This is a genomic window from Actinomycetota bacterium, assembly GCA_035697485.1.
Taxonomy (GTDB): Bacteria; Actinomycetota; UBA4738; order UBA4738; family HRBIN12; genus JAOUEA01.
In genome coordinates this window covers 136252-154464 of the sequence record DASSCU010000017.1, presented here as the reverse complement: position 1 = coordinate 154464, position 18213 = coordinate 136252, and the positions used below count along the sequence as shown (strand labels likewise).

Genomic DNA, 18213 nt, shown 5'->3' with positions numbered 1-18213 from the left:
CGCTCGCCGCGACCCATGACGTCCCCCGCATCCCGACGCCCGCCACGAGCGACGTTCCTCGTCGTGATCGCGGTGCTCGCGCTCGCCGCGTCGTCCTGCCAAGGCCCAGGTCGGTCGGGATCGCCGGTGTGTCGTCGAGGGTCGCCGCGGATCACCGTCTATCAGGGACCGGACGGCGACTGCATCCCTCGCCGCCGCGTGGTGGGCTACCGATGCGAGGGGACCGACCCGGTCGTGGTGTTCGACGCAGGCAGCGCGTCGGAGCGCCGGTTCCTCGGAGGGTCGTTCACGGTGCCGGTCCCCGCGTTGCCCCCCAACGCACAAGTGGTCGGCGTGGGCGACGGCGCGCAGCTGGTCGAGGTACCCGACGACCCGCGTCGGCTCTACACGGTGCGTGGATCGTCGGTCTGGAGATGGCTCGCGTTGCCGGACCGGTCCTCGCTCGGCGTCGCGCCGCAAGCGTTCATGCTCGGCGATTCCCTACTCGACGGGGGCACACCGGCGATGGTGGCCGCCCTGCCCGATTGGTCGCTCGAGATCGACGCCTCGAACGGGCGAGGGTCGGTCTCGGGGGCCGCGATCGCCGAGGCCCGAACCGCCGACGACCAGGTGGTCGTGGTCGAGCTCGGTACGAACGATCGTGGCGTCGATGCGTTCGCCGCCAACGCCGCCCGCATCCTGTCGGCCTTCCGCAGGGTCCCGCTCGTGCTCTGGCAGAACGTGGAAGGCCCTCCCGACGTCGTGCCCGCCGACGAGATCAACGGCGCGATCGAGACCCAGGCCGGGCGCCGCCCGAACGTCGCGATCGCCGACTGGGACGACGACGTGCCCGAGGAGTACCTGTCGGACGGCGTGCACCCAGACGCTGAGCATCAGGACGCGATGGCCACGTTGGTGGCGCCGATGTTGCAGCGGTGGTGGGTCGCGGCGACCGAGCAGCCAGCGTGCGACTGACCTCGCCCGCCTCGGCTAGGTTGGCACCCGTGAGCGAGGCTTCCGACCGCGCGAGCCGACCCGACGCGAACGAGAGCGCGATCTCGCGACATCTCGAACGCGCCCGGGCGGGACTAAAGCGACTGTCTCCCGAGCGAGCCTTCGACGAGATGCGCGGCGGAGCCCTGCTCGTCGACACGCGGACGTTCGAGCAGCGACGTGTGCAGGGGGACGTGCCCGGCGCGCTCCGTATCGATCGCACGGTCTTCGAGTGGCGGCTCGACCCGACCGGCCCATGGTGCCTCCCCGAGGTAGCGGGCGTCGACGCCCGCATCATCGTGATGTGCCGCCAGGGGTTCAGCTCGAGCCTCGCCGCGGCGTCGTTGCAGGCGATCGGCCTCACCCGGGCGACCGACGTCATCGGCGGCTTCGAGGCCTGGCGCGATGCCGGGCTGCCAGTCGTACCGTTCGCGGATCCCGGCGACCCGGACTGACGGTCCCGACGGCAGGCGTCACCCCGCCGGCGGCAGCGTCTCGGGTTCGGGATAGGCGGGCTCGCGTCGCGCCGCACGCACCACGATGAACGCGGTCGCCGACACGACGAGCGCGCCCCCGACGGCGGTGAGCAGGGTGATGCGTTCGTCGAGCAGCACCCACGCCGCCACGGATCCGATCACCGGCTGGGACTGCAGCAGCAGCGAGCCCAGCCACGCCTCGACGTACCGGTGCGACCAGGCGACCGAGAGGTGGCCCATCAGGCCGGGCACGATCGCGATCAGCACGATCCACGCCCAGTCCGACGCATCGGGAGGCCGCAGCGACGTGTTGGTCACGAGCGACGTGAGCGTCACGACGATCGCCGAGACGAGCATCACGTTGGCCATGTAGTCGACGGCGTCGACGGTGACTCGTGCCCGCTTGGAGAAGAGCCAGTAGGCGGTCCAGGTGAGCACGCTGAGCGCGGCGGCCGCGTCGCCGACCGGGCTCCAGCTGGGCGAGCCCGCCGACCCGATCGCCACGAAGGCGACGCCCACGAACGACGAGGCGATCACGAAGGTGTCGCGTCGGTCGAGCCGTTCACCGAACCACCGGACCGCGCCGAGCGTGATGAACACCGGCGCGAGCGCCCCGATGATCGTCGCGTTGGCCACGCTCGTGAGGCGGAATGCCGTGAAGGTCAGCACGATGTCGCCGGCGAAGAAGATTCCGCCGAAGGCACATGCTTTGAGCGAGGCCCAGGACGGGCGCCGGCCGGTCGCGAGGAAGATCACGGCGTACAGCGCGACCCCGATCCACAACCGATAACTCGCGAACGCCAGCGTCGGCATCTCGACCTGCTTCAGCACCAGCGGCACGAGGCCCCACACGACCGTCGTGAACGAGAGCAACGCGATGCCGAGCGTCCGTCGTGACGCCTCGTCCGTGGCCGTCGCGCCCCCAGTCGACACCCCCCGACGCTAGCAGCGGCGATCGATGTATCTCGACCCGCGAAGCGCAGGTGCTCGCCTGCGGACGGCCGGAACCCACGGCCCGTCGACGATGCGTGGGACCATGGCCGCATGGCGCTGGTCCGACCCGACGGCCGCATCGGCCTCGGCTGCATGCCGATGAGCTTCGGCTACGTCGACGCCCCGAGCGAGGACGATCCCTCGGCGGTGATCGAGCGGGCGCTCGACCTCGGCGTCGCGATGTTCGACACCGCCGACGTGTACGGACCGTTCACGAACGAGGAGCTCGTCGGCCGGGCCCTCGAGGGCAGGCGTCACGAGGCGACGATCGCGACGAAGTGGGGTCTCGTCGTCGGCCCAAGCGGCGGGTACCCGCTCGCCCGCGATGCGAGGCCCGAACGGGCCGCCGAGGCCGTGCGGGCCTCGCTCGAGCGGCTCCGCACCGACATGATCGACCTGTACTACCTCCACCGCGTCGACGAGCATGTGCCGCTCGAGGAGTCGTGGGCCGCGATGGCCTCTCTCGTCGCGGAGGGCCTCGTCGGGGCGATCGGGCTCTCGGAGGTCGGCGTCGACGAGCTCGAGCGCGCCCACGCGATCTACCCCGTGGCCGCCGTGCAGTCCGAGCTCAGCCTGTGGACCCGAGACGCGCTCGACGAGGTCGTGCCCTGGTGCGCGAGCCACGGCGCGGCGTTCGTGCCGTTCTCACCGCTGGGGCGCGGCTTCCTCACCGGGGCCATCACCGGTGGTGGGTTCGACGCCAGGGACTTCCGCGCCTCGAACCCACGCTTCACCGACGAGGCGATCGCATCGAACCAGGTGATCGTGAGGGTGGTCCGGCGGGTGGCGGAGCACCACGACGCGACGCCGGCACAGGTGGCCCTCGCGTGGACGCTCGCACAGGGCCCGCACGTGCTGCCGATTCCCGGCACGAAGCGCGCACGCTTCCTCGAGGAGAACACGGCCGCCTCCGGACTCGCGCTCACCGACGACGACCTGGCCGAGCTCGACGGCGCCCCACCGGCCAGCGCCCCTCGATACTGATCGCATGGTCGAGACCCCGGCGACGCGCGCGGTTGCCTCGACGGGCCTCGAGGTCCGCATCGTGGCGACCGAGATCCCGTCCAGCGCCGAGGAGAGCGCCGCACTGCAGGGCATCGACGTCGACCACCTGCTGCGCACGATCGTGGTCAGGCGCGGCCCCGACGACTACGTGTTCGTGCTCGTGCCCGGCGGCCGGCAGATCGACTGGAAGCGGCTCCGGGCCTCCCTCGGCGAGCGGCGACTCTCGCTCCCCGATGCGACCGAGGCCCGAGCGGCAACCGGCTACGAGCGCGGCGCGATCACACCGTTCGGCGCTACCACCGCGTGGCCGGTCGTCGCCGAGGCGTCGATCCGCGGGCTCGGCACGGTCGCGATCGGGGCCGGCGCCCGTGGCGTCAACCTGCACGTCGACGCGGTCGCGCTGCTCGACGCCCTCGGCGCGGCCGAGGCCGATGTGACGACCCCGGCGGTCGATCCGGCGCCGGGCGGAGACGCGCCGAGCGCTTGACCCTCTGCCTCCTGCACGAGAGGCTCACGCATGCCGACCCGGGTGCCACGAGCGTGCGGGGACCTCTCGTGACCGGCGGCGCCCGCCGCGTGGTCGCCGGCGAGGAGGTCGACTCCCTGCTCGATGCGCTCGCGTCGGGAAGCACCGAGCCCGCTTCGGGCGCCTTCGCGGCCCTCGCCGCCGCCTCGGGAGCGGCGCTCGTCACGGCCGTCGCGCGGCGGACGCTCCGTCGCCTCGCCGACGACGACCCGCACGTCGCGCGTCTCACCGAGATCGCCGCGGAGGCCGACGCAGCCCGTCCGACCTTGCTTGCCTCGGCCGACCGCGACGCCGAGCTCCAGCACGAGCTCGGGGTCGCCGCGCGCATGCGCCAGGACTCCGAGAAACGGCGCACCGCGCGCCTCCTGACGCTGCAGTCGGTGCTCGAGGATGCGGTCGACGCGCACCTCGATCTCGCCCGACGATCCGTGCTGCTCGCCGGGCTCGCCGAAGAAGCCACCTCCGTCGCAGACCCGAACGCGGCCGCCGACGGACTCGCGGCCGTCGCGGCGTTGCACGCGGCGGCGGTCACGGCCCTCGCCACCGTCGAACTGAACGCCTTCGCGATCGTCGACCCGGCCCGGCGCGACGAGCTCACGGCGACGTGTGCAGCGCTCGGGGAACGCGCGGCGAGCATGCTCGACGATGCCCGGACGGCCTTCGGCGGCCGCGTGGACCCTGGCCCGGACTGAGCCACTCAAGCGATGGGGGCGAGTCGCGAGTCGACGATCCGGCGCATGCCCCGCAGTACCTCGTCGGGCAGCGGCGGCACCTCGTGGGTCTGCCAGACGTCGAAGACGCGGTCGCGAGCCTTCGTGCGCAGGGTCTTGGCTCCGGCATCGCTCCACTCCTTGCGGCCCTCCCACGACAGCACGTGTGGCGTCCAGAGCTCCCGGAAGTGCTCGAGGGTGTGGTCCTCGCCCAGGAACACCTCCCCGGGACCGACCGCCCGGATCACGTCGAGCGCGATCGTCTCGTCGCTCACTTCGATCGGCTCGACGGCCGCCCGGGTCATGCCGACGAGCTCGTCGCTGATCACGAGCAGCTCGGGCGAGAAGAGCAGGCCGCCCTCGACGCATCCGGCATCGAACACGAGATCGACCCCGCCGAGCACCGTCCCGAACCCGTAGAAGCCAGCCTCGAGGGCCGCCTGCTCGTCGGCATCTTTCGAGTCTCCCCCGAAACTCATGCCGACCGACGGCAGCCCCCACCACCGACAGAGTTGCGCCATCGCGACCATGAAGCGCAGCCCATCGGGTCCACCGGCCGTCACCGTGCCATAACGCATGTCCATCAGGAACGGCACCGTGCCGCTGATGAATGGCGTGCCCGGGTTCCGCAACTGACTCAGCACGAGTCCGATCAGGGTCTCGGCCGCCGACACGACGAGGGTGCCCGCGATCGTCACCGGGCCGGTCGCCCCCACCTGCGGCGCCGCCTGGCAGGACGCCGGCAGGCCGCGATCCGCGGCGAGGAACAGCTTGTCGAGCGTCTCGGGATTGAACAGCAGCGGCGACACCGAGTTGAGGTACGGCATCACGAACGGGCGGCGCCTGAGCTCATCCGCACCCCCGGCGACCAGCTCGGCCATGTCGTAGATGTCGCGGAGCTCGGGCTCCCCGGCGATCAGCACCATCAACGGCTTGGTGGTGTTCGTGACCATGCGGAAGAACTCCTCCTGGTTCACGATCTCGAGCGGCAGGTCCTCGCCCGGGCGCGTAACGCCCGGAGTGGCGACGAAGTCGAGGTTCGGGAGCGCATCGGCGAGCAGGGTCGACTCCGCGGTCGCCTCGAGCGTGAAGTCCTTCACCTGCCGGTCTCGGGGGTCGAGGTAGTTCAGGTTCGTGACGCCGGCGCCCACGTACACGTTCCCCGCGCCGAGGTCGAGCGCAGGCTCCCCCGCGCGATCGAAGATCGTGAACCTCGACGGGGCAGTCTCGAGGGCCCTGGCGACGAGCTCGCCGGGGATCCGCACCAGGTCGTCGCCTTCCTGCGTCGCCCCGTTGCGGACGAGCAGCTCGCGTGCCGGCTCGGTCATGATTCGCGCGCCGGGATCGAGCAGCACCTCCAGCGCAGCGTCGTGCAGACGCTGCAGCTCGGGATCGGTCAACGGGTTCAGTCGTATGGCCGTCATGGGCGAAGTCTGACCTCGCATCCCGAGCGCGGGAACGGCGCAGGACCCGTGCCGCGCGGGGCGTTCGGCCCGCGAGCACGCAAGATAGGTCGATGCCCGCCCGCGAGGACCGCTCCTCGACGACGCTCCACGGTTCCTGGCTCGACCGACCGTGGGGCCGCCTCCGCGTGTGGCGGGCAGGCCACGGTCCGGCAGTGGTGGCGGTGCACGGCCTCGGCGGATCGGGCCGCTACTGGCAGGGCCTCGCCGACCGCATCGGCGGTCGCGCGACGATCGTCGCGCCCGACCTACCGGGCTTCGGCCGCTCGGACGCGCCCGAGGACCCGATCGACCGGGCGCTCCTCCTGGAGGACCTCGACGCTGTCGTCGCGGCCTTCGTCGGCGAGGGGCCGGTGCGCCTGGTCGGTCACTCGCTCGGCGGCGTGCTCGCGGCGCTCTGGACGTCACGGCACCCCGATCTCGTCGTGAAGCTCGCGATGGCAGCATCGCCGTTCCCCGACGGCACCGCGATGGACTTCCGCTCGCAGGCGGACCTGCGGCCGTCATCCACGCGGCGTGCGGCGGCTCGGGTGGCACGCGCCGCGTGGCCGGCGCTCGCGGTGCCGATCGGACTCGCGCGCGGCTATCCCACCGAGGTGGTCGTCGACTTCGGCCGGCAGTCGGTCCGCGCGCGCGCATGGACGATGTGGTCGCTGTGGTCGGATCCCGACCTGGAGCAGGAGATCGAGGGACTCCGGGCCGTCGACGGATCGACGGCCACGTTGCTGATCAACGCCCGCGACGATCGAACGGTGTCGACCCGGGCGCAGGCGGCCTGGGCGCGGGTGCTGCCGCACGCCGAGCGGCGCATGCTCGACGACGGCGGGCACCAGTTCCTGCTGCGTTCGGGGTTCCAGCCGGTCGCGAGCTGGTTCGCTCGGGACGCCGTCGCGGGCTAGGCTGGATGCCATGGCGACCCAGGCTGCGCAGCACCACCTCGTGCTGATCCTCGCGCGCGACTTCGCCTCCCGCCTCGCGACACCGGTCTTCCTCGTCGACGTCCGCGGCACGGTGATCTATTTCAACGAGGCCGCCGAGCGCGTGCTCGGTCGCCGCTACATCGAGGGTGCCGGCATGGCGGCGGAGGAATGGGGCACCTTGTTCGCCCCGTCGGACGACGACGGCAACCCCGTCGGGCTCACCGATCTTCCGCTCGCCGTGGCGATCCGCGAACGCCACCCCGACCATCGCATGATGCGGATCCGCAGCGTCGACGGCACCGAGCGTCGCATCGAGGTGACCGCCTTCCCGCTCTTCGCCCACGAGGACGAATGCCTGGGCTCGATCGCGATCTTCTGGGAGACCCCCGAGGACGCGGAGCGATAGGTGCAGGTGCGCATCTGGGGGTGCCGGGGCTCGATCGCTGCGCCCGGGCCGGAGACGATCCGCTACGGCGGGAACACGTCGTGCGTCGAGGTCCGGGGCGACCACGGCGAAGTGATCGTGCTCGATGCGGGCACCGGCGCACGTCCGCTGGGTGAGTCGCTGATGGGGGACGCCGACCCCACGCGCAGGGTCGACCTGCTTCTCACCCACTTGCACGTCGACCACCTCGAGGGCCTCGGGATGTTCGCGCCGATCTGGTCGCCGGAGATGGAGCTGCACATCTGGGGGCCGCCCTCGCCCATCGCCTCGCTCGACGAGCGCATCGCCACGTACTTCTCGCCGCCGCTGTTCCCCGTGCACCTGACCGAGGTCCCCGCACGGGTGAGCTTCCACGACGCGCCACGCGAGCCGTGGACGATCGGGTCGATCGAGGTCTCGGCGCAGCCGATCCTGCACCCGGGCGCCACCGTCGGGTACCGGCTCGAGTCGGACGGCCGCACGCTCGCGTACGTGACCGATCATGAGCCGGCGCTCGGCACCGATCTCGACGCCGCCGGCACGAGCTGGATCTCGGGATACGCGCTCGCCCACCGCGCCGACCTGTTGATCCACGACTGTCAGTACACGGTGGAGGAGTACGCCGCGCACGTCGGCTGGGGCCATCCGAGCGTCGCCCACGTGGCGGCGTTCGCACGCCGGGCCGAGGTGGACCGTCTCATGATGTTCCACCATCACCCCGACCACGACGACGACCAGCTCGATGCGATGCGCGGCGAGGTGCTGTCCGGGTGGCCCGTCGAGCCCGACCGGTGCATCGTGGCTGCCGAGGGCGCCGAGATCGACGTGTGACACGCCGCGTCAGACCACGGCTGCGTGCATGCCGACCCACGACCGGAGGCTCGCGCGCCACAACGCCCGCTCGTGGTACTCCCCCTCGCGCGAGAGCTCCCCCATCCCCGCTGCACGGAGCAGGGTTCGGAGCAACGGCGCCAGCTGGTGACCGTAGAGCTCCATGCACGCGTGGGGATGCACCCCCGGCCACGAGTAGCACGACACGACCCACCGCCGGTGAGCGCGGTCCACCTCCTCGGGCACGTCGTTCCACGCCGGGTCGTCAGGCCCGAAGGTCCACCGGTCGAGGTTGCCCTGCGGGATGCCCTCGATGCCGCGCACCGTTGGCGGGGATTCGTGCAGGAGGTACGGATCGACCACGAGGTCGCAGACGACGGCGTGCTCGGGCAGGCGGGCGAGCCACGCGTTCGGCACCAGGGGCACGCTCGGGTCGTGCCGCTGGGTCGAGTCGACGAGCACGTCGGTGACGGACAAGCGCTCCTTCATGTACTCCGCGCGCCCCGTGAGGTTGCGGCCGACCGTGGTCACCTCCACCCCAGGAAGGTGCGCCAGACGCTGGGCGCGCTCGAGGCTCCCGTACTTCGTCGCCGCCTCGACGGCGTCCTTGCCGATTGCGCCGGCGCCGAGCACGGTCACCCTGATGGGCCGCCGTGTGGGCTCCGCGAACTCCGGCCACTGGCGCTCCAACACGTCGAACGCGGCCTCGAGCCCGTTCCACGCGACGTCACGGCCGTCGACCACGAGCCGATGGCCGATGTCGTCGGTGAGCAGGTCGAGCGAGATCGCGTCGAGGCCGAGCTCCATGAGCCGCGCGACCCGGCGCGGCCGGGTCGGGAAGTGCAGCATCGACACGAGCACCGCGCCTCGCCGCATCAGGTGCAGCCGGTCCTCGGGAGCACGCAGCACCAGCACCACGTCCTGGGCGAAGGCGTCCTCGTTCGATCCGACCGCCACGTTCGGACCCACGCCCAGGTAGTCCACGTCGGAATAGCCCATGCCCGAGCCGATGCCGCCCTCGACGACGATGCGGCCCCCGAGGTCGACGACCGCGGCGACGAGGCCCGGCAGGAAGTCGCGCCGCTCGCCCGCTTCCTTGTGCATGCGCGGCAGACCGAGGCTCGGCACCGTCACGCGAGCCACCTCCTCAGCTCCGCGTGGGCGACCGCCCGCTCCTGCGGATCGGCGCTTTCGACGTCGAGCCGGTCGACCGGCACACGGAGCGCGACGGCGACCACGGGCTCGATCTGGCGACCGTACACGCGCATGCAGTCCGCCGGCTCGATGCCCGGCCACGCGTAGCACGACAGGGCGAGTCGCCGCTGCCGCGTGTCGATGCCGTGATCCAACTCGTCCCACGCGGGATCGTCGACGGGGAAGACGTACCGGTCGAGGTTCCCGTGGGGGACGCCTTCGATGCCCTTGGTGCGCGGCGGATCCACCGTGAAGTCGTACGGGTCGACGGCGAGGTCCAGGATCACGGCGTCGGCCGGCAGCGCCGCGATCCACGGGTTCGGCACGATCGGCCGGGTCGCGTCGAGACGCTGCGTGGCATCGATCAACAGGTCGGTGACCTCGAGGCGGCCGAGCAGGTAGTCCTCGTGCCGCGTGAGGTCGAAATCGACGACGGTGACCTCCACTCCCGGCACATCGTGCGCGGCCAGCTCGGCCCGCAGCTCCGGATCGCCGTAGCGCGTCGCGGCGCGGACCGCATGGGCGCCGACCGCGCCGGCACCGAGGCATGTCACGCGCAACGGGCGGCGACTGGGATGGGCGAAGTGCGGATGCATCCTCGCGATCTCCACGAACGCGAGGCGCACGCCGTTCCATCCGACCGCCTCCAGGTTCTCCACCTGGCGCCGACCGAGGTCGTCGACGACGCCGTCGAGCGAGATCGCGCGCAGCCCGAGGTTCGCGACCAGCCGGGTGCGGCGCGGTCGCGTGGGGTAGTGCAGCATCGTGATCAGCAGCGCCTCCGGACGCATCGAGCGCAACGCGGCCTCGCCGGGGCAGCGGATCACCGTGACAACGTCGCTCGCCAACACCTCGGCGTAGTCGGCGAACCGCACCTTCGAGGAGGCCGTGAGGTACGCCTCGGGGCCGAACCCCATGCCGCTGCCGTACCCGTGCTCGAGCACGATCTCGCCCGCGCCTGCCCGATCGGCCGCCGCGACGAACTCCGGCAGGAAATCGCGTCGCTCGCCGGCCTCCATGTGCATGCGAGGAAGGCCGACGACGGGCGGCGCGATCCCCTGCGGCGTACCGTCGGTCGAAACCATCGCTCCTCCTCGACTCCCACCCTACGAGGGGGCCACCGCCGGCCGGACCGGACCTCGGACCCGGCGGTCGAGGGGCCTATGGCTCAGCCACCTACACTCGAGCGGTGAGGCCCGACGAGACGACCCCCGCCCCGCCGCCATCGGCGGGCACCGCTCCGTGGCGCGAGGTCTTCCGCGGCCGCCGGGGCCGGCTCACGGCAGGGCTCTTGCTGCTCGAAGCCTTGGTCGCGGTGCAGGTGCTCATCGTTGCGACGATCATGCCCGACGTCCGAGGTGACCTGGGCATGGTGCAGCTCTACGGTCTCGTGTTCACGGCCTCGAGCCTCGCGACGATCGCCTCCATCCCGATCGTGGGCCGGGCGATCGACCGGTTCGGCACGAAGGCCGTGCTCGTCCCCGTGCTCACGATCTTCGCCACCGGCCTGCTCGTGTCGGCGACGGCGCCGACGATGCCGGTGCTTCTCATGGGGCAGTTCCTGCAGGGCGCCGGTGGGGGTGGGCTCTACGCGTTGTCGCTCGGGACGGTCGCGAAGACGTACCCCGACGCGCTGCGACCGAGGGTGCTCGCCCTGCTCGCCACGATGTGGATCCTGCCGGGGCTGGTCGGCCCGCCCGTGGGCGCCACGATCGCCAGCACGGTCGGGTGGCGCTGGGCGTTCGTCGCACCGATCCCCGTGCTGCTTGCGACGTGGGCGATGATCACACCCGTGCTCGATCTGGTACCGCGCCCCGAGTCGAGCGGGCCCGCGATCTCGCTGCGCTGGCCGATCCAACTCATGGTGGGCGCCGGGTTCGTGTTCGCCTCGATCACGGCGTTCGCATGGTGGGTGCCGGTCGCCGTGGCCGTCGGGCTGGCGATCGGGGTGCCAGCGCTCCGCCACATCGCTCCGCGGGGCACGTTCCGGGCCGCTCCGGGACACGGTGCGATCGCGGCGAGCGCGTTCCTGCTGTCGGTGTCGTTCCTCGCGATGGACGCGTTCCTCACCCTGATGCTGACGAGGATCCGAGGGCTCTCGCTCGGCGCGGCCGGGCTCGCGATCACCATCGCGACGGTGACATGGGCGCTGGGCGCCCTCTGGCAGTCGAACCACGCCGGCGACCGCCCGCTCGGATGGCTCGTCGGCGTGGGCACCACGCTGCTGTTCGTCGGACAGGCCGCGGTCGCGAGCACGTTGTGGCTCCAGGTACCGCTCGCGGTCGCCTACCTGGGGTGGGGCGTGGTCGGGGTCGGCATGGGCATCGCGTTCGCCACGATCCCGCTCGCAGCGATGCGGGTCTCGGAGTCGGGGGAGGAGGGCGAGGAGCTCTCCGCCGTGCTGCTGATGGACATGCTGGGCGTTGCGACCGGCGCCGGGCTCGGCGGCGCGGCGATCGCGCTGTCCGACGCGCTCGATGCGCCCCTGCGCGCCGGGCTCGGCGGCGCGTTCGCGCTCGCGCTCGCCGCCGCCCTCGCGCTCCTGGCCATCACCCCCCGCATCCCGTCGGGTCGGACGACCGCGTCCTCGGAGACCGCTTAGGCTCGCACCGTGGCGAGATCGATCCGTGTCGGCGTGCAGCTCCCCGAGGTCGAGCGCGAGGTGCGGTGGCGGGAGTACGTCGCGATGGCCCGGGCGGCCGAGCGGGTCGGGTTCGACTCGGTCTGGGTGGGCGATCACCTGCTCTACCGCGGGGACGGGCGGCCCGAGCGAGGGCCGTGGGAGGCGTGGACGACCCTCGCCGCGATCGCGGCGGCGACCGAGCGGGTGGCGCTCGGTCCCCTGGTCGCGTGCGCGGGGTTCCACGCGCCCGCGATGCTCGCGAAGCAGGCAGCCACCGTCGACGAGATCTCGGGCGGACGGTTCGTGCTCGCGCTCGGCGCTGGATGGAACGAGGTCGAGTTCCGGGCGTTCGGCTTCCCGTTCGACCGGCGAGCCTCGCGGTTCGAGGAATCGTTCGAGGTGATCCGTCGCCTCGTATCGGGGGAGCGGGTCACGATGCGCGGCGAGCACGTGCAGGTCGACGACGCGGTGTTGTTGCCGCAGCCCCTACGCCGGCCCCGGCTGATGATCGGAAGCACGGGCCGCCGGGTGCTCACCGCGGCGCTCCCCCACGTCGACGCGTGGAACACCTGGTTCGACTGGTACGGAAACTCCCCCGACGGGTTCGCGATGCGCAACGCCGAGATCGACGCGATCGCGCGCGACGTGGGCCGCGACCCCGCTGGGATCGAGCGCAGCGTCTGCCTGCTGGTGGCCCTCGACCCGAGCACCCAAGAACGCCCGCTCGACCCGAGCGCTCCGCCGGTCACCGGTCCGCCGGCCGCGATCGCGGAGGCGATCGAGGCGATGGGGCGGGCCGGCGCCGACGAGGTGATCCTCGTCGTCGACCCGATCACGGAGGCCTCGATCGAGACGCTCGGCGGGGCGCTCGGTTCGCTCGGCTGATCGGGCCGGTCAGGCCCGGGCGATCACGCGGGCCGCGACCGGCCGATCGAACGCGATCACGTCGACACCGGCCGGGTGATCGCGATCGAGCCACGCGAACGCGAGGCCCGGACCGCCGGCGCGTCCCCCGCTCGTGACGTAGCCGATCGTGCGGTCGCCCGCGCGCACCGGTTCCCCGCCGCTCACGATGCCGTCCAGTTCAAGCCGCACGAGCACCCGGGAGGCGGCGTCGCCCTCGCTGGCTTCACGAGTGAATCGGGTGAGCCCGGCGGGGCCCGGCGCGTGCTCCGCGGTCACGTCGACGCCCGCTGCCGGATATCCGGCCTCGAGGCGCAACGTCTCGAACGCCCGACGTCCGGCGGCGACGAGGCCGACGCCACGGCCCGCCTCCCACACGAGGTCCCACAGGTGCAGCCCGAGATCCGCGGTCGTCGTGAGCTCCCACCCCGGCTCGCCGACGTAGGAGACCGACTGCGCGGTCACCGGCACCCCGGCCACATCGAGCTCGCGGACCCGGAACCGGCCGAACGCGAGCGAGCCGGCGCCACCGTCCACGAGCGGACCGAGCACGTCGGTGGCCTGCGGGCCCCACAGTCCGAGCGCGCACGTCGCCGTCGTCACGTCCCGCACGTCGACCGACCCGTCGTCGGGAGCCGCGCGCTGCAGCAGCGCCACGTCGGCGGGTGTGCCCAGGCCGACGGTCCACCGATCCGGCGCCAGGCGCGCAACGATCGCGTCGGTGAGCACGGTCCCGCGAGGACCGAGCACGAGCGTGTAGGCGACCGAGCCGGCCGGCCGATCGAGGTCGGCGCTGCTCAACTCCGCCAGCCACGCGAGCGCGCCGTCGCCCGCGACCTCGAGCCGCCGCAGCGGCGTGAGGTCGAACACCCCCACCCCCCGCCGCGTGGCCACATGCTCGGCGACCGCGATCGGCGACCACCATCGCGCGTGCCAGTCGTCGCGGGTGGCGATCTCGAGGCCGAGCCGGCCGGCGAGGTCGGCGTTGGCCTCGTACCACGCCGGTCGCTCCCACCCCTGACCCTCGACGAACACCGCTCTGAGCTCGCGTTGGCGCCCGATCCACGGGCTCACGCGCATCGGCCTCGGACGATGCACCGGCTCGAGCGGATGATGCACGTCGTAGACCTCGTCGTGGTTCGTGATGCTTCGCGGCACGAAGTACGCGGTCGACCGCTGGAACAGCTCGAACCGGTGCACGTCGGCCTCGTGCACGTCGACCTCGGGCTGCCCCTCGACGATCCACTCCGCGAGCGCCCTCGCCACCCCGACCGAATGCGTGATCCAGACGGACTCGGCGACCCAGAAGCCGCGCGCCTCGAGCGACTCGCCGATCAGCGGGTAGCCGTCGGGCGTGAACGAGAACACGCCGTCGAACGCCTCGGCCACGCCGACGGGCCCGATGCGAGGCATCAGCTCGACCGCCGTCTTCCAGGAGCTCTCGAAATCCTCTGGCGTGAACGGCAGCGTCGCGGTCGCCGGTGCTCCGACGAGGGTGTCGGCCGGGTCGATCGGCAGCGCGCGGTGCTGGAACGATCCGATGCCCACCCGGTCGTCGTGCTGACGGAAGTACAGGTCGCCCTCGAGATGGCGCACGATCGGCGTGGCGGCCTCGACGCCGGGCTCGCCGAAACCGTCGACCGGACCGGTCTGCGCGTAGAGATGCGCGAGGGGGAGCATCGGCAGGCGCAGGCCGACCATCGACGCGATCCGAGGGCCCCAGATCCCTGCGCTGCAGACCACCACGTCGGCCGGGAGCCGCTCCCCGTCGGCGGTCCGAACCCCGGTCACCCTGCCCCGCTCCACGTCGACTGCGACCACCTCGCGATCTCCCAGGAACCGAGCGCCCCGCTCCGTCGCACGTCGCGCGCGTGCCTCGGTCGTTCGGGCCGCCTTCGCGAGCCCGTCACCCGGGATGTGGAACCCGCCGACGATGCGCTCCGGATCGATCAGCGGGTGGAGAGCGACACACGTCTCGACGTCGACGATACGAGCCTCGACGCCCCACGACTCGGCCCACCCCCGCTTGCGCCGCAGGTCCTCGAGCCGCTCGTCGGTCGTCGCCACCTCGAGCGCGCCGACCACATCGAAGCACGGTCCGTCGACATGCTCGAGCGAGCGCATCAGGTCGACCGTCTCGATCGCGAACCGCGCCATCATGCGACTCACGCTCGTGCGCGAGACCAGTCCGGGCGCGTGGAACGTCGAACCTCCGCTGTCGAAGAGCGGACCGCGGTCGAGCACGCTCACGTCGGGCCACCCTCGAGCCGTCAGCTCGTCGGCCACCGAGGCACCGACGATGCCGGCGCCGACGACCACGACGTGCGCGACGTTCGCCATCGCGGCGATGCTACCGGGAGTCCGATCCGTTCAGGAAGCGCGATCGCGGACCCCGCGGATCCTCCGCACCGCCGATCTCTCCTTGCCGGGAACGACGCTCCGACGCTACCGTCGTTCCATGCGCCGTCGCGTCCGCCCGCTCATCATGTTGGTGTCCACGGTCGTGGCGCTCTCGCTCGCCGTGCCAGGCGTGGCGTCCGCTCGGAAGTACGCCCTCGGCGATTCGGTCATGCAGGGAGCCACGCGGGAACTCCGTGCTCGGCATTTCGCGGTCGATACCTCGACGAGCCGGCAGTTCGCCGACGCCCCGCAGATCATCCGGCGACTCGCGAGGCGTGACCGGCTTCCTCGCAAGGTCGTGATCCACCTCGGCAACAACGGCTACATCGACCCCGCGGATTGCCGGCGCGCGGTGAACAACGCCGGCAACCGGCAGGTCTTCCTCGTCACGCTGAAGGTGCCGCGTGGCTGGCGACGGACCAACAACGAGCGGCTGCGGACCTGCGCCCGCCGGCACGGCGCCGACATCATCGACTGGTACTCGTTCTCGAGATCGCACGACTCGTGGTTCTACGACGACGGGTTCCACCTCACCTCCGTCGGTCAGCGGAAGTACGCGAGGTTCCTCAGCCGCTCGACGTGAGATCGATCGCGCCACCTACCGGGGTCGCGCGGCAGAGCGTGTACCGTCGTTGATGCGCGTTCGGGTCGATCGGAGCGCGGCCGAGCTTGACGGGGCGCTCGAAGACTGCAAGGGTATGACCTTCCTTTGACCTAGGCCTTTTCGCCTACGCAAGTCGCGTGTTTCCCCCGCGCCCGAGGTGAGGCCGAAGCCGCCCGCAACCCGAGGAGGGCTCATGCTGAAGCGCGTCATCATCACGGCGTTCGTCGTCACCGGCACCATCACCGCGGTGCTCGGATCCGGGACCGCCTCAGCGGCTCGCCGACCGTGCGACGTGCACATCGAGGCGCCGGCGGATCTGAACCAGCGATTCAGGAAGGAACCGGTCGGAGCCGTGATCTGCGTCAGCGGCACGTTCCGGATCGACTCGTCGCTCGAACCTCGTGACGGTCAGGTGATCCGTGGTCACGCAACGATCGTCAACGCCGGCGGGGTGGAAGACGGCTTCTACCTCGCACAGGCCGAGGACGTCAAGATCGCCGGCCTCGAGATCATGGGCTTCAACACCCGCGGCGTGCGATGTGGGGCCGGCACCCGTCTCGTGCGATCGGTCCTCCATCACAACGCGCAGAACGGCGTCGGGTGCAACCTCGACAATCGGGCGGGCTCGCACATCATCATCGCTCACAATCAGGTCTACGCGAACGGCGACCCCTCGATCGAGGGGAACACGTCGGGAGGTATGAAGTTCGTGCGCAGCGGTCTGCCTGGCGCCCGACCCGGCAACTCCGTCTCGGTCCGTCACAACGAGGTCTGGGGCAACATCGGCAACGGCATCTGGTTCGACATCAACTCGGCAGGCGACCTCATCGCCCGCAACGAGGTATGGGACAACACCCGCAGCGGGATCCGCTACGAGATCAGCGCCGGGCCGGGCATGATCCGCCGCAACGTCACGCACGGGAACGCGTGGTACGGCATCTGGATCACGTCCTCGGCCAAAGTGGTCGTGCGTGAGAACATCGCGGTGCGCAACGGCAAGAAGGACATCATCGTCATCTCAGACGAGCGCGCCCGACTCACCTTCCCGGAGCTGGGCGGCACCCACGATGGATACAAGATCGTGAACATCGACGTGGCCGGGAACACCGTGGCGAGGGAAGTGGCGGGCTGCTCCCTCGACGGAGTGAGCTGCTGAGGCGCACGTCGCGCTGAGTCGTCGCATCGCGAACCGGGCGGACTTCCCATTCTCGGGCTCGACAAGGAGCCCGGCCCTCCGACTGGGCTCCTTGCGCCCATCTCGCTGGCGTAGACTGCGGCGCCCGTCGGGATGACGCAGCGAGCCGGGGAGGGGCAGGTGCTGTCGTGGGGATGATCGGGGACCGCTTGATCCGTGGCGCCGCCGGTGTCGCGATGGTGCTCGCGACCCTCGAGGAAGCGAGGAAGGCCGAGGTCCCGCTCTACGAACAGCGGGCGTTCCGGATCGCGAACGACGCGCCCGATGCCATCCGTATCCCGGTCCGCGCGGTGATGCAAGCGGGAACGTTCGTCACGGTGCCGATCGTGGCCCTGGTCGCCGCGGCCACAGGACGGCGGCGCCTCGCCGTCGACCTCGCGGGCGCAGGCACGCTCGCGTGGCTCGGCGCAAAGGCGCTGAAGTCCCTCGCCGGCCGCGGGCGACCCGAGAGCCTGCTGGCCGACGTGCACGTGCGTGAACGGATCGCGGGAGATCTCGGGTGGGTCTCGGGCCACGCGGCTGTCGCCACCACCCTTGCGGCGACAGCATGGCCGGTGCTGCCCCGATCGGCGCGACCCGCCGCGGTCGCCGTCGTGGCGACCACAGCGTTCGGTCGCATGTACGTGGGTGCGCACCTTCCGCTCGACCTCGTCGGCGGCGCCGGCCTCGGCCTCATCCTGTCCACGGTCCTGCCGTGCCGAGACGAGCACCCGCCAGACGAGCGATGACGCGGCACCGAGTGCCCCCGTTCGTCTTAGACGCAGAGTGCCCTCGGGAAGAATCGAACTTCCGACACCCGGTTTAGGAAACCGGTGCTCTATCCACTGAGCTACGAGGGCCCGAGGGCCGAGGGCAGGCTCGAGGGCGGCATCCTGGCGCATCGAGTCTAGCGAGCGAGGATCAGGGACGCGGCAGTCTCTGCGAGCGTGGTGACGGCGGATTCGCGCGGCCTTCGGCCGGCTGCTTGGCAGAAC

Annotated in this window: 18 protein-coding genes and 1 tRNA gene; 13 read left to right on the top strand and 6 right to left on the bottom strand. The window is 71.5% G+C overall.

Annotation, left to right across the window (positions count from 1 at the left end; all coding sequences use genetic code 11):
* Nucleotides 1-15 precede the first annotated feature (15 nt).
* Together VFI59_05140 and VFI59_05135 are read left to right on the top strand one after the other, a co-directional pair.
* A complete protein-coding gene (locus VFI59_05140; protein HET6713080.1) occupies nucleotides 16-954 on the top strand; it encodes a hypothetical protein in 939 nt (312 codons plus the stop codon).
* Nucleotides 955-1034: 80 nt separating this feature from the next.
* Nucleotides 1035-1427 carry a rhodanese-like domain-containing protein gene (locus tag VFI59_05135; protein HET6713079.1) on the top strand — a complete coding sequence of 131 codons (393 nt, stop codon included), beginning with the start codon at nucleotides 1035-1037 and terminating at the stop codon, nucleotides 1425-1427.
* Between the two features lie 18 nt (nucleotides 1428-1445).
* On the opposite strand, the gene VFI59_05130 is transcribed toward VFI59_05135, so the two are convergent.
* Nucleotides 1446-2381, bottom strand: a complete 936-nt coding sequence (locus VFI59_05130; GenBank protein ID HET6713078.1) for a DMT family transporter — start codon at nucleotides 2379-2381, stop codon at nucleotides 1446-1448.
* Between the two features lie 111 nt (nucleotides 2382-2492).
* Between VFI59_05130 and VFI59_05125 the strand changes: the two genes are divergently transcribed.
* The 3 genes from VFI59_05125 to VFI59_05115 are packed head-to-tail and all read left to right on the top strand — an operon-like array spanning nucleotide 2493 to nucleotide 4664.
* A complete protein-coding gene (locus VFI59_05125) occupies nucleotides 2493-3425 on the top strand; it encodes an aldo/keto reductase (protein HET6713077.1) in 933 nt (310 codons plus the stop codon).
* A gap of 4 nt (nucleotides 3426-3429) precedes the next feature.
* A complete protein-coding gene (locus VFI59_05120; GenBank protein ID HET6713076.1) occupies nucleotides 3430-3933 on the top strand; it encodes a YbaK/EbsC family protein in 504 nt (167 codons plus the stop codon).
* Nucleotides 3930-4664, top strand: coding sequence for a cyclodeaminase/cyclohydrolase family protein (locus tag VFI59_05115; GenBank protein ID HET6713075.1), 735 nt, complete (start codon nucleotides 3930-3932; stop codon nucleotides 4662-4664). The genes VFI59_05120 and VFI59_05115 overlap by 4 nt, the downstream gene beginning before the upstream one ends.
* A gap of 5 nt (nucleotides 4665-4669) precedes the next feature.
* Here the strand turns inward: VFI59_05115 and VFI59_05110 are convergent, their stop codons facing one another.
* Entirely contained in the window at nucleotides 4670-6106 is a 1437-nt protein-coding gene (locus VFI59_05110) for a trimethylamine methyltransferase family protein (protein ID HET6713074.1), read from the bottom strand.
* Between the two features lie 92 nt (nucleotides 6107-6198).
* On the opposite strand from VFI59_05110, the gene VFI59_05105 reads away from it, so the two are divergent.
* The 3 genes from VFI59_05105 to VFI59_05095 are packed head-to-tail and all read left to right on the top strand — an operon-like array spanning nucleotide 6199 to nucleotide 8320.
* Entirely contained in the window at nucleotides 6199-7044 is an 846-nt protein-coding gene (locus tag VFI59_05105; GenBank protein ID HET6713073.1) for an alpha/beta fold hydrolase, read from the top strand.
* A gap of 10 nt (nucleotides 7045-7054) precedes the next feature.
* On the top strand, nucleotides 7055-7471 hold the full coding sequence (locus VFI59_05100) for a PAS domain-containing protein (protein HET6713072.1): 417 nt from the start codon (nucleotides 7055-7057) through the stop codon (nucleotides 7469-7471).
* On the top strand, nucleotides 7472-8320 hold the full coding sequence (locus VFI59_05095; GenBank protein ID HET6713071.1) for an MBL fold metallo-hydrolase: 849 nt from the start codon (nucleotides 7472-7474) through the stop codon (nucleotides 8318-8320).
* Between the two features lie 9 nt (nucleotides 8321-8329).
* Here VFI59_05095 and VFI59_05090 read toward each other — a convergent pair whose 3' ends face one another.
* Nucleotides 8330-9454, bottom strand: coding sequence for an alanine dehydrogenase (locus VFI59_05090; protein ID HET6713070.1), 1125 nt, complete (start codon nucleotides 9452-9454; stop codon nucleotides 8330-8332).
* Nucleotides 9451-10599 carry a hypothetical protein gene (locus VFI59_05085; GenBank protein ID HET6713069.1) on the bottom strand — a complete coding sequence of 383 codons (1149 nt, stop codon included), beginning with the start codon at nucleotides 10597-10599 and terminating at the stop codon, nucleotides 9451-9453. Before VFI59_05085 ends, VFI59_05090 begins: the two co-directional genes overlap by 4 nt.
* A gap of 104 nt (nucleotides 10600-10703) precedes the next feature.
* Here VFI59_05085 and VFI59_05080 point away from each other — a divergent pair, with 104 nt between their 5' ends.
* Nucleotides 10704-12116, top strand: a complete 1413-nt coding sequence (locus VFI59_05080) for an MFS transporter (GenBank protein ID HET6713068.1) — start codon at nucleotides 10704-10706, stop codon at nucleotides 12114-12116.
* A 9-nt stretch (nucleotides 12117-12125) separates the two neighbouring features.
* Complete coding sequence (locus tag VFI59_05075) at nucleotides 12126-13022, top strand: LLM class flavin-dependent oxidoreductase (GenBank protein ID HET6713067.1); 897 nt, start codon at nucleotides 12126-12128, stop codon at nucleotides 13020-13022.
* A gap of 9 nt (nucleotides 13023-13031) precedes the next feature.
* On the opposite strand, the gene VFI59_05070 is transcribed toward VFI59_05075, so the two are convergent.
* Nucleotides 13032-15380 (bottom strand): FAD-dependent oxidoreductase, encoded by a 2349-nt coding sequence (locus tag VFI59_05070; protein HET6713066.1) that lies wholly within the window; start codon nucleotides 15378-15380, stop codon nucleotides 13032-13034.
* Between the two features lie 118 nt (nucleotides 15381-15498).
* Between VFI59_05070 and VFI59_05065 the strand changes: the two genes are divergently transcribed.
* The 3 genes from VFI59_05065 (at nucleotide 15499) to VFI59_05055 (ending at nucleotide 17967) form a co-directional block, all read left to right on the top strand.
* On the top strand, nucleotides 15499-16023 hold the full coding sequence (locus VFI59_05065; GenBank protein HET6713065.1) for a hypothetical protein: 525 nt from the start codon (nucleotides 15499-15501) through the stop codon (nucleotides 16021-16023).
* Nucleotides 16024-16237: 214 nt separating this feature from the next.
* Nucleotides 16238-17200, top strand: coding sequence for a right-handed parallel beta-helix repeat-containing protein (locus tag VFI59_05060; GenBank protein ID HET6713064.1), 963 nt, complete (start codon nucleotides 16238-16240; stop codon nucleotides 17198-17200).
* 173 nt (nucleotides 17201-17373) lie between these two features.
* Nucleotides 17374-17967, top strand: a complete 594-nt coding sequence (locus tag VFI59_05055) for a phosphatase PAP2 family protein (protein HET6713063.1) — start codon at nucleotides 17374-17376, stop codon at nucleotides 17965-17967.
* 38 nt (nucleotides 17968-18005) lie between these two features.
* On the opposite strand, the gene VFI59_05050 is transcribed toward VFI59_05055, so the two are convergent.
* Nucleotides 18006-18078 (bottom strand) — tRNA-Arg (locus tag VFI59_05050).
* Nucleotides 18079-18213: the final 135 nt, after the last annotated feature.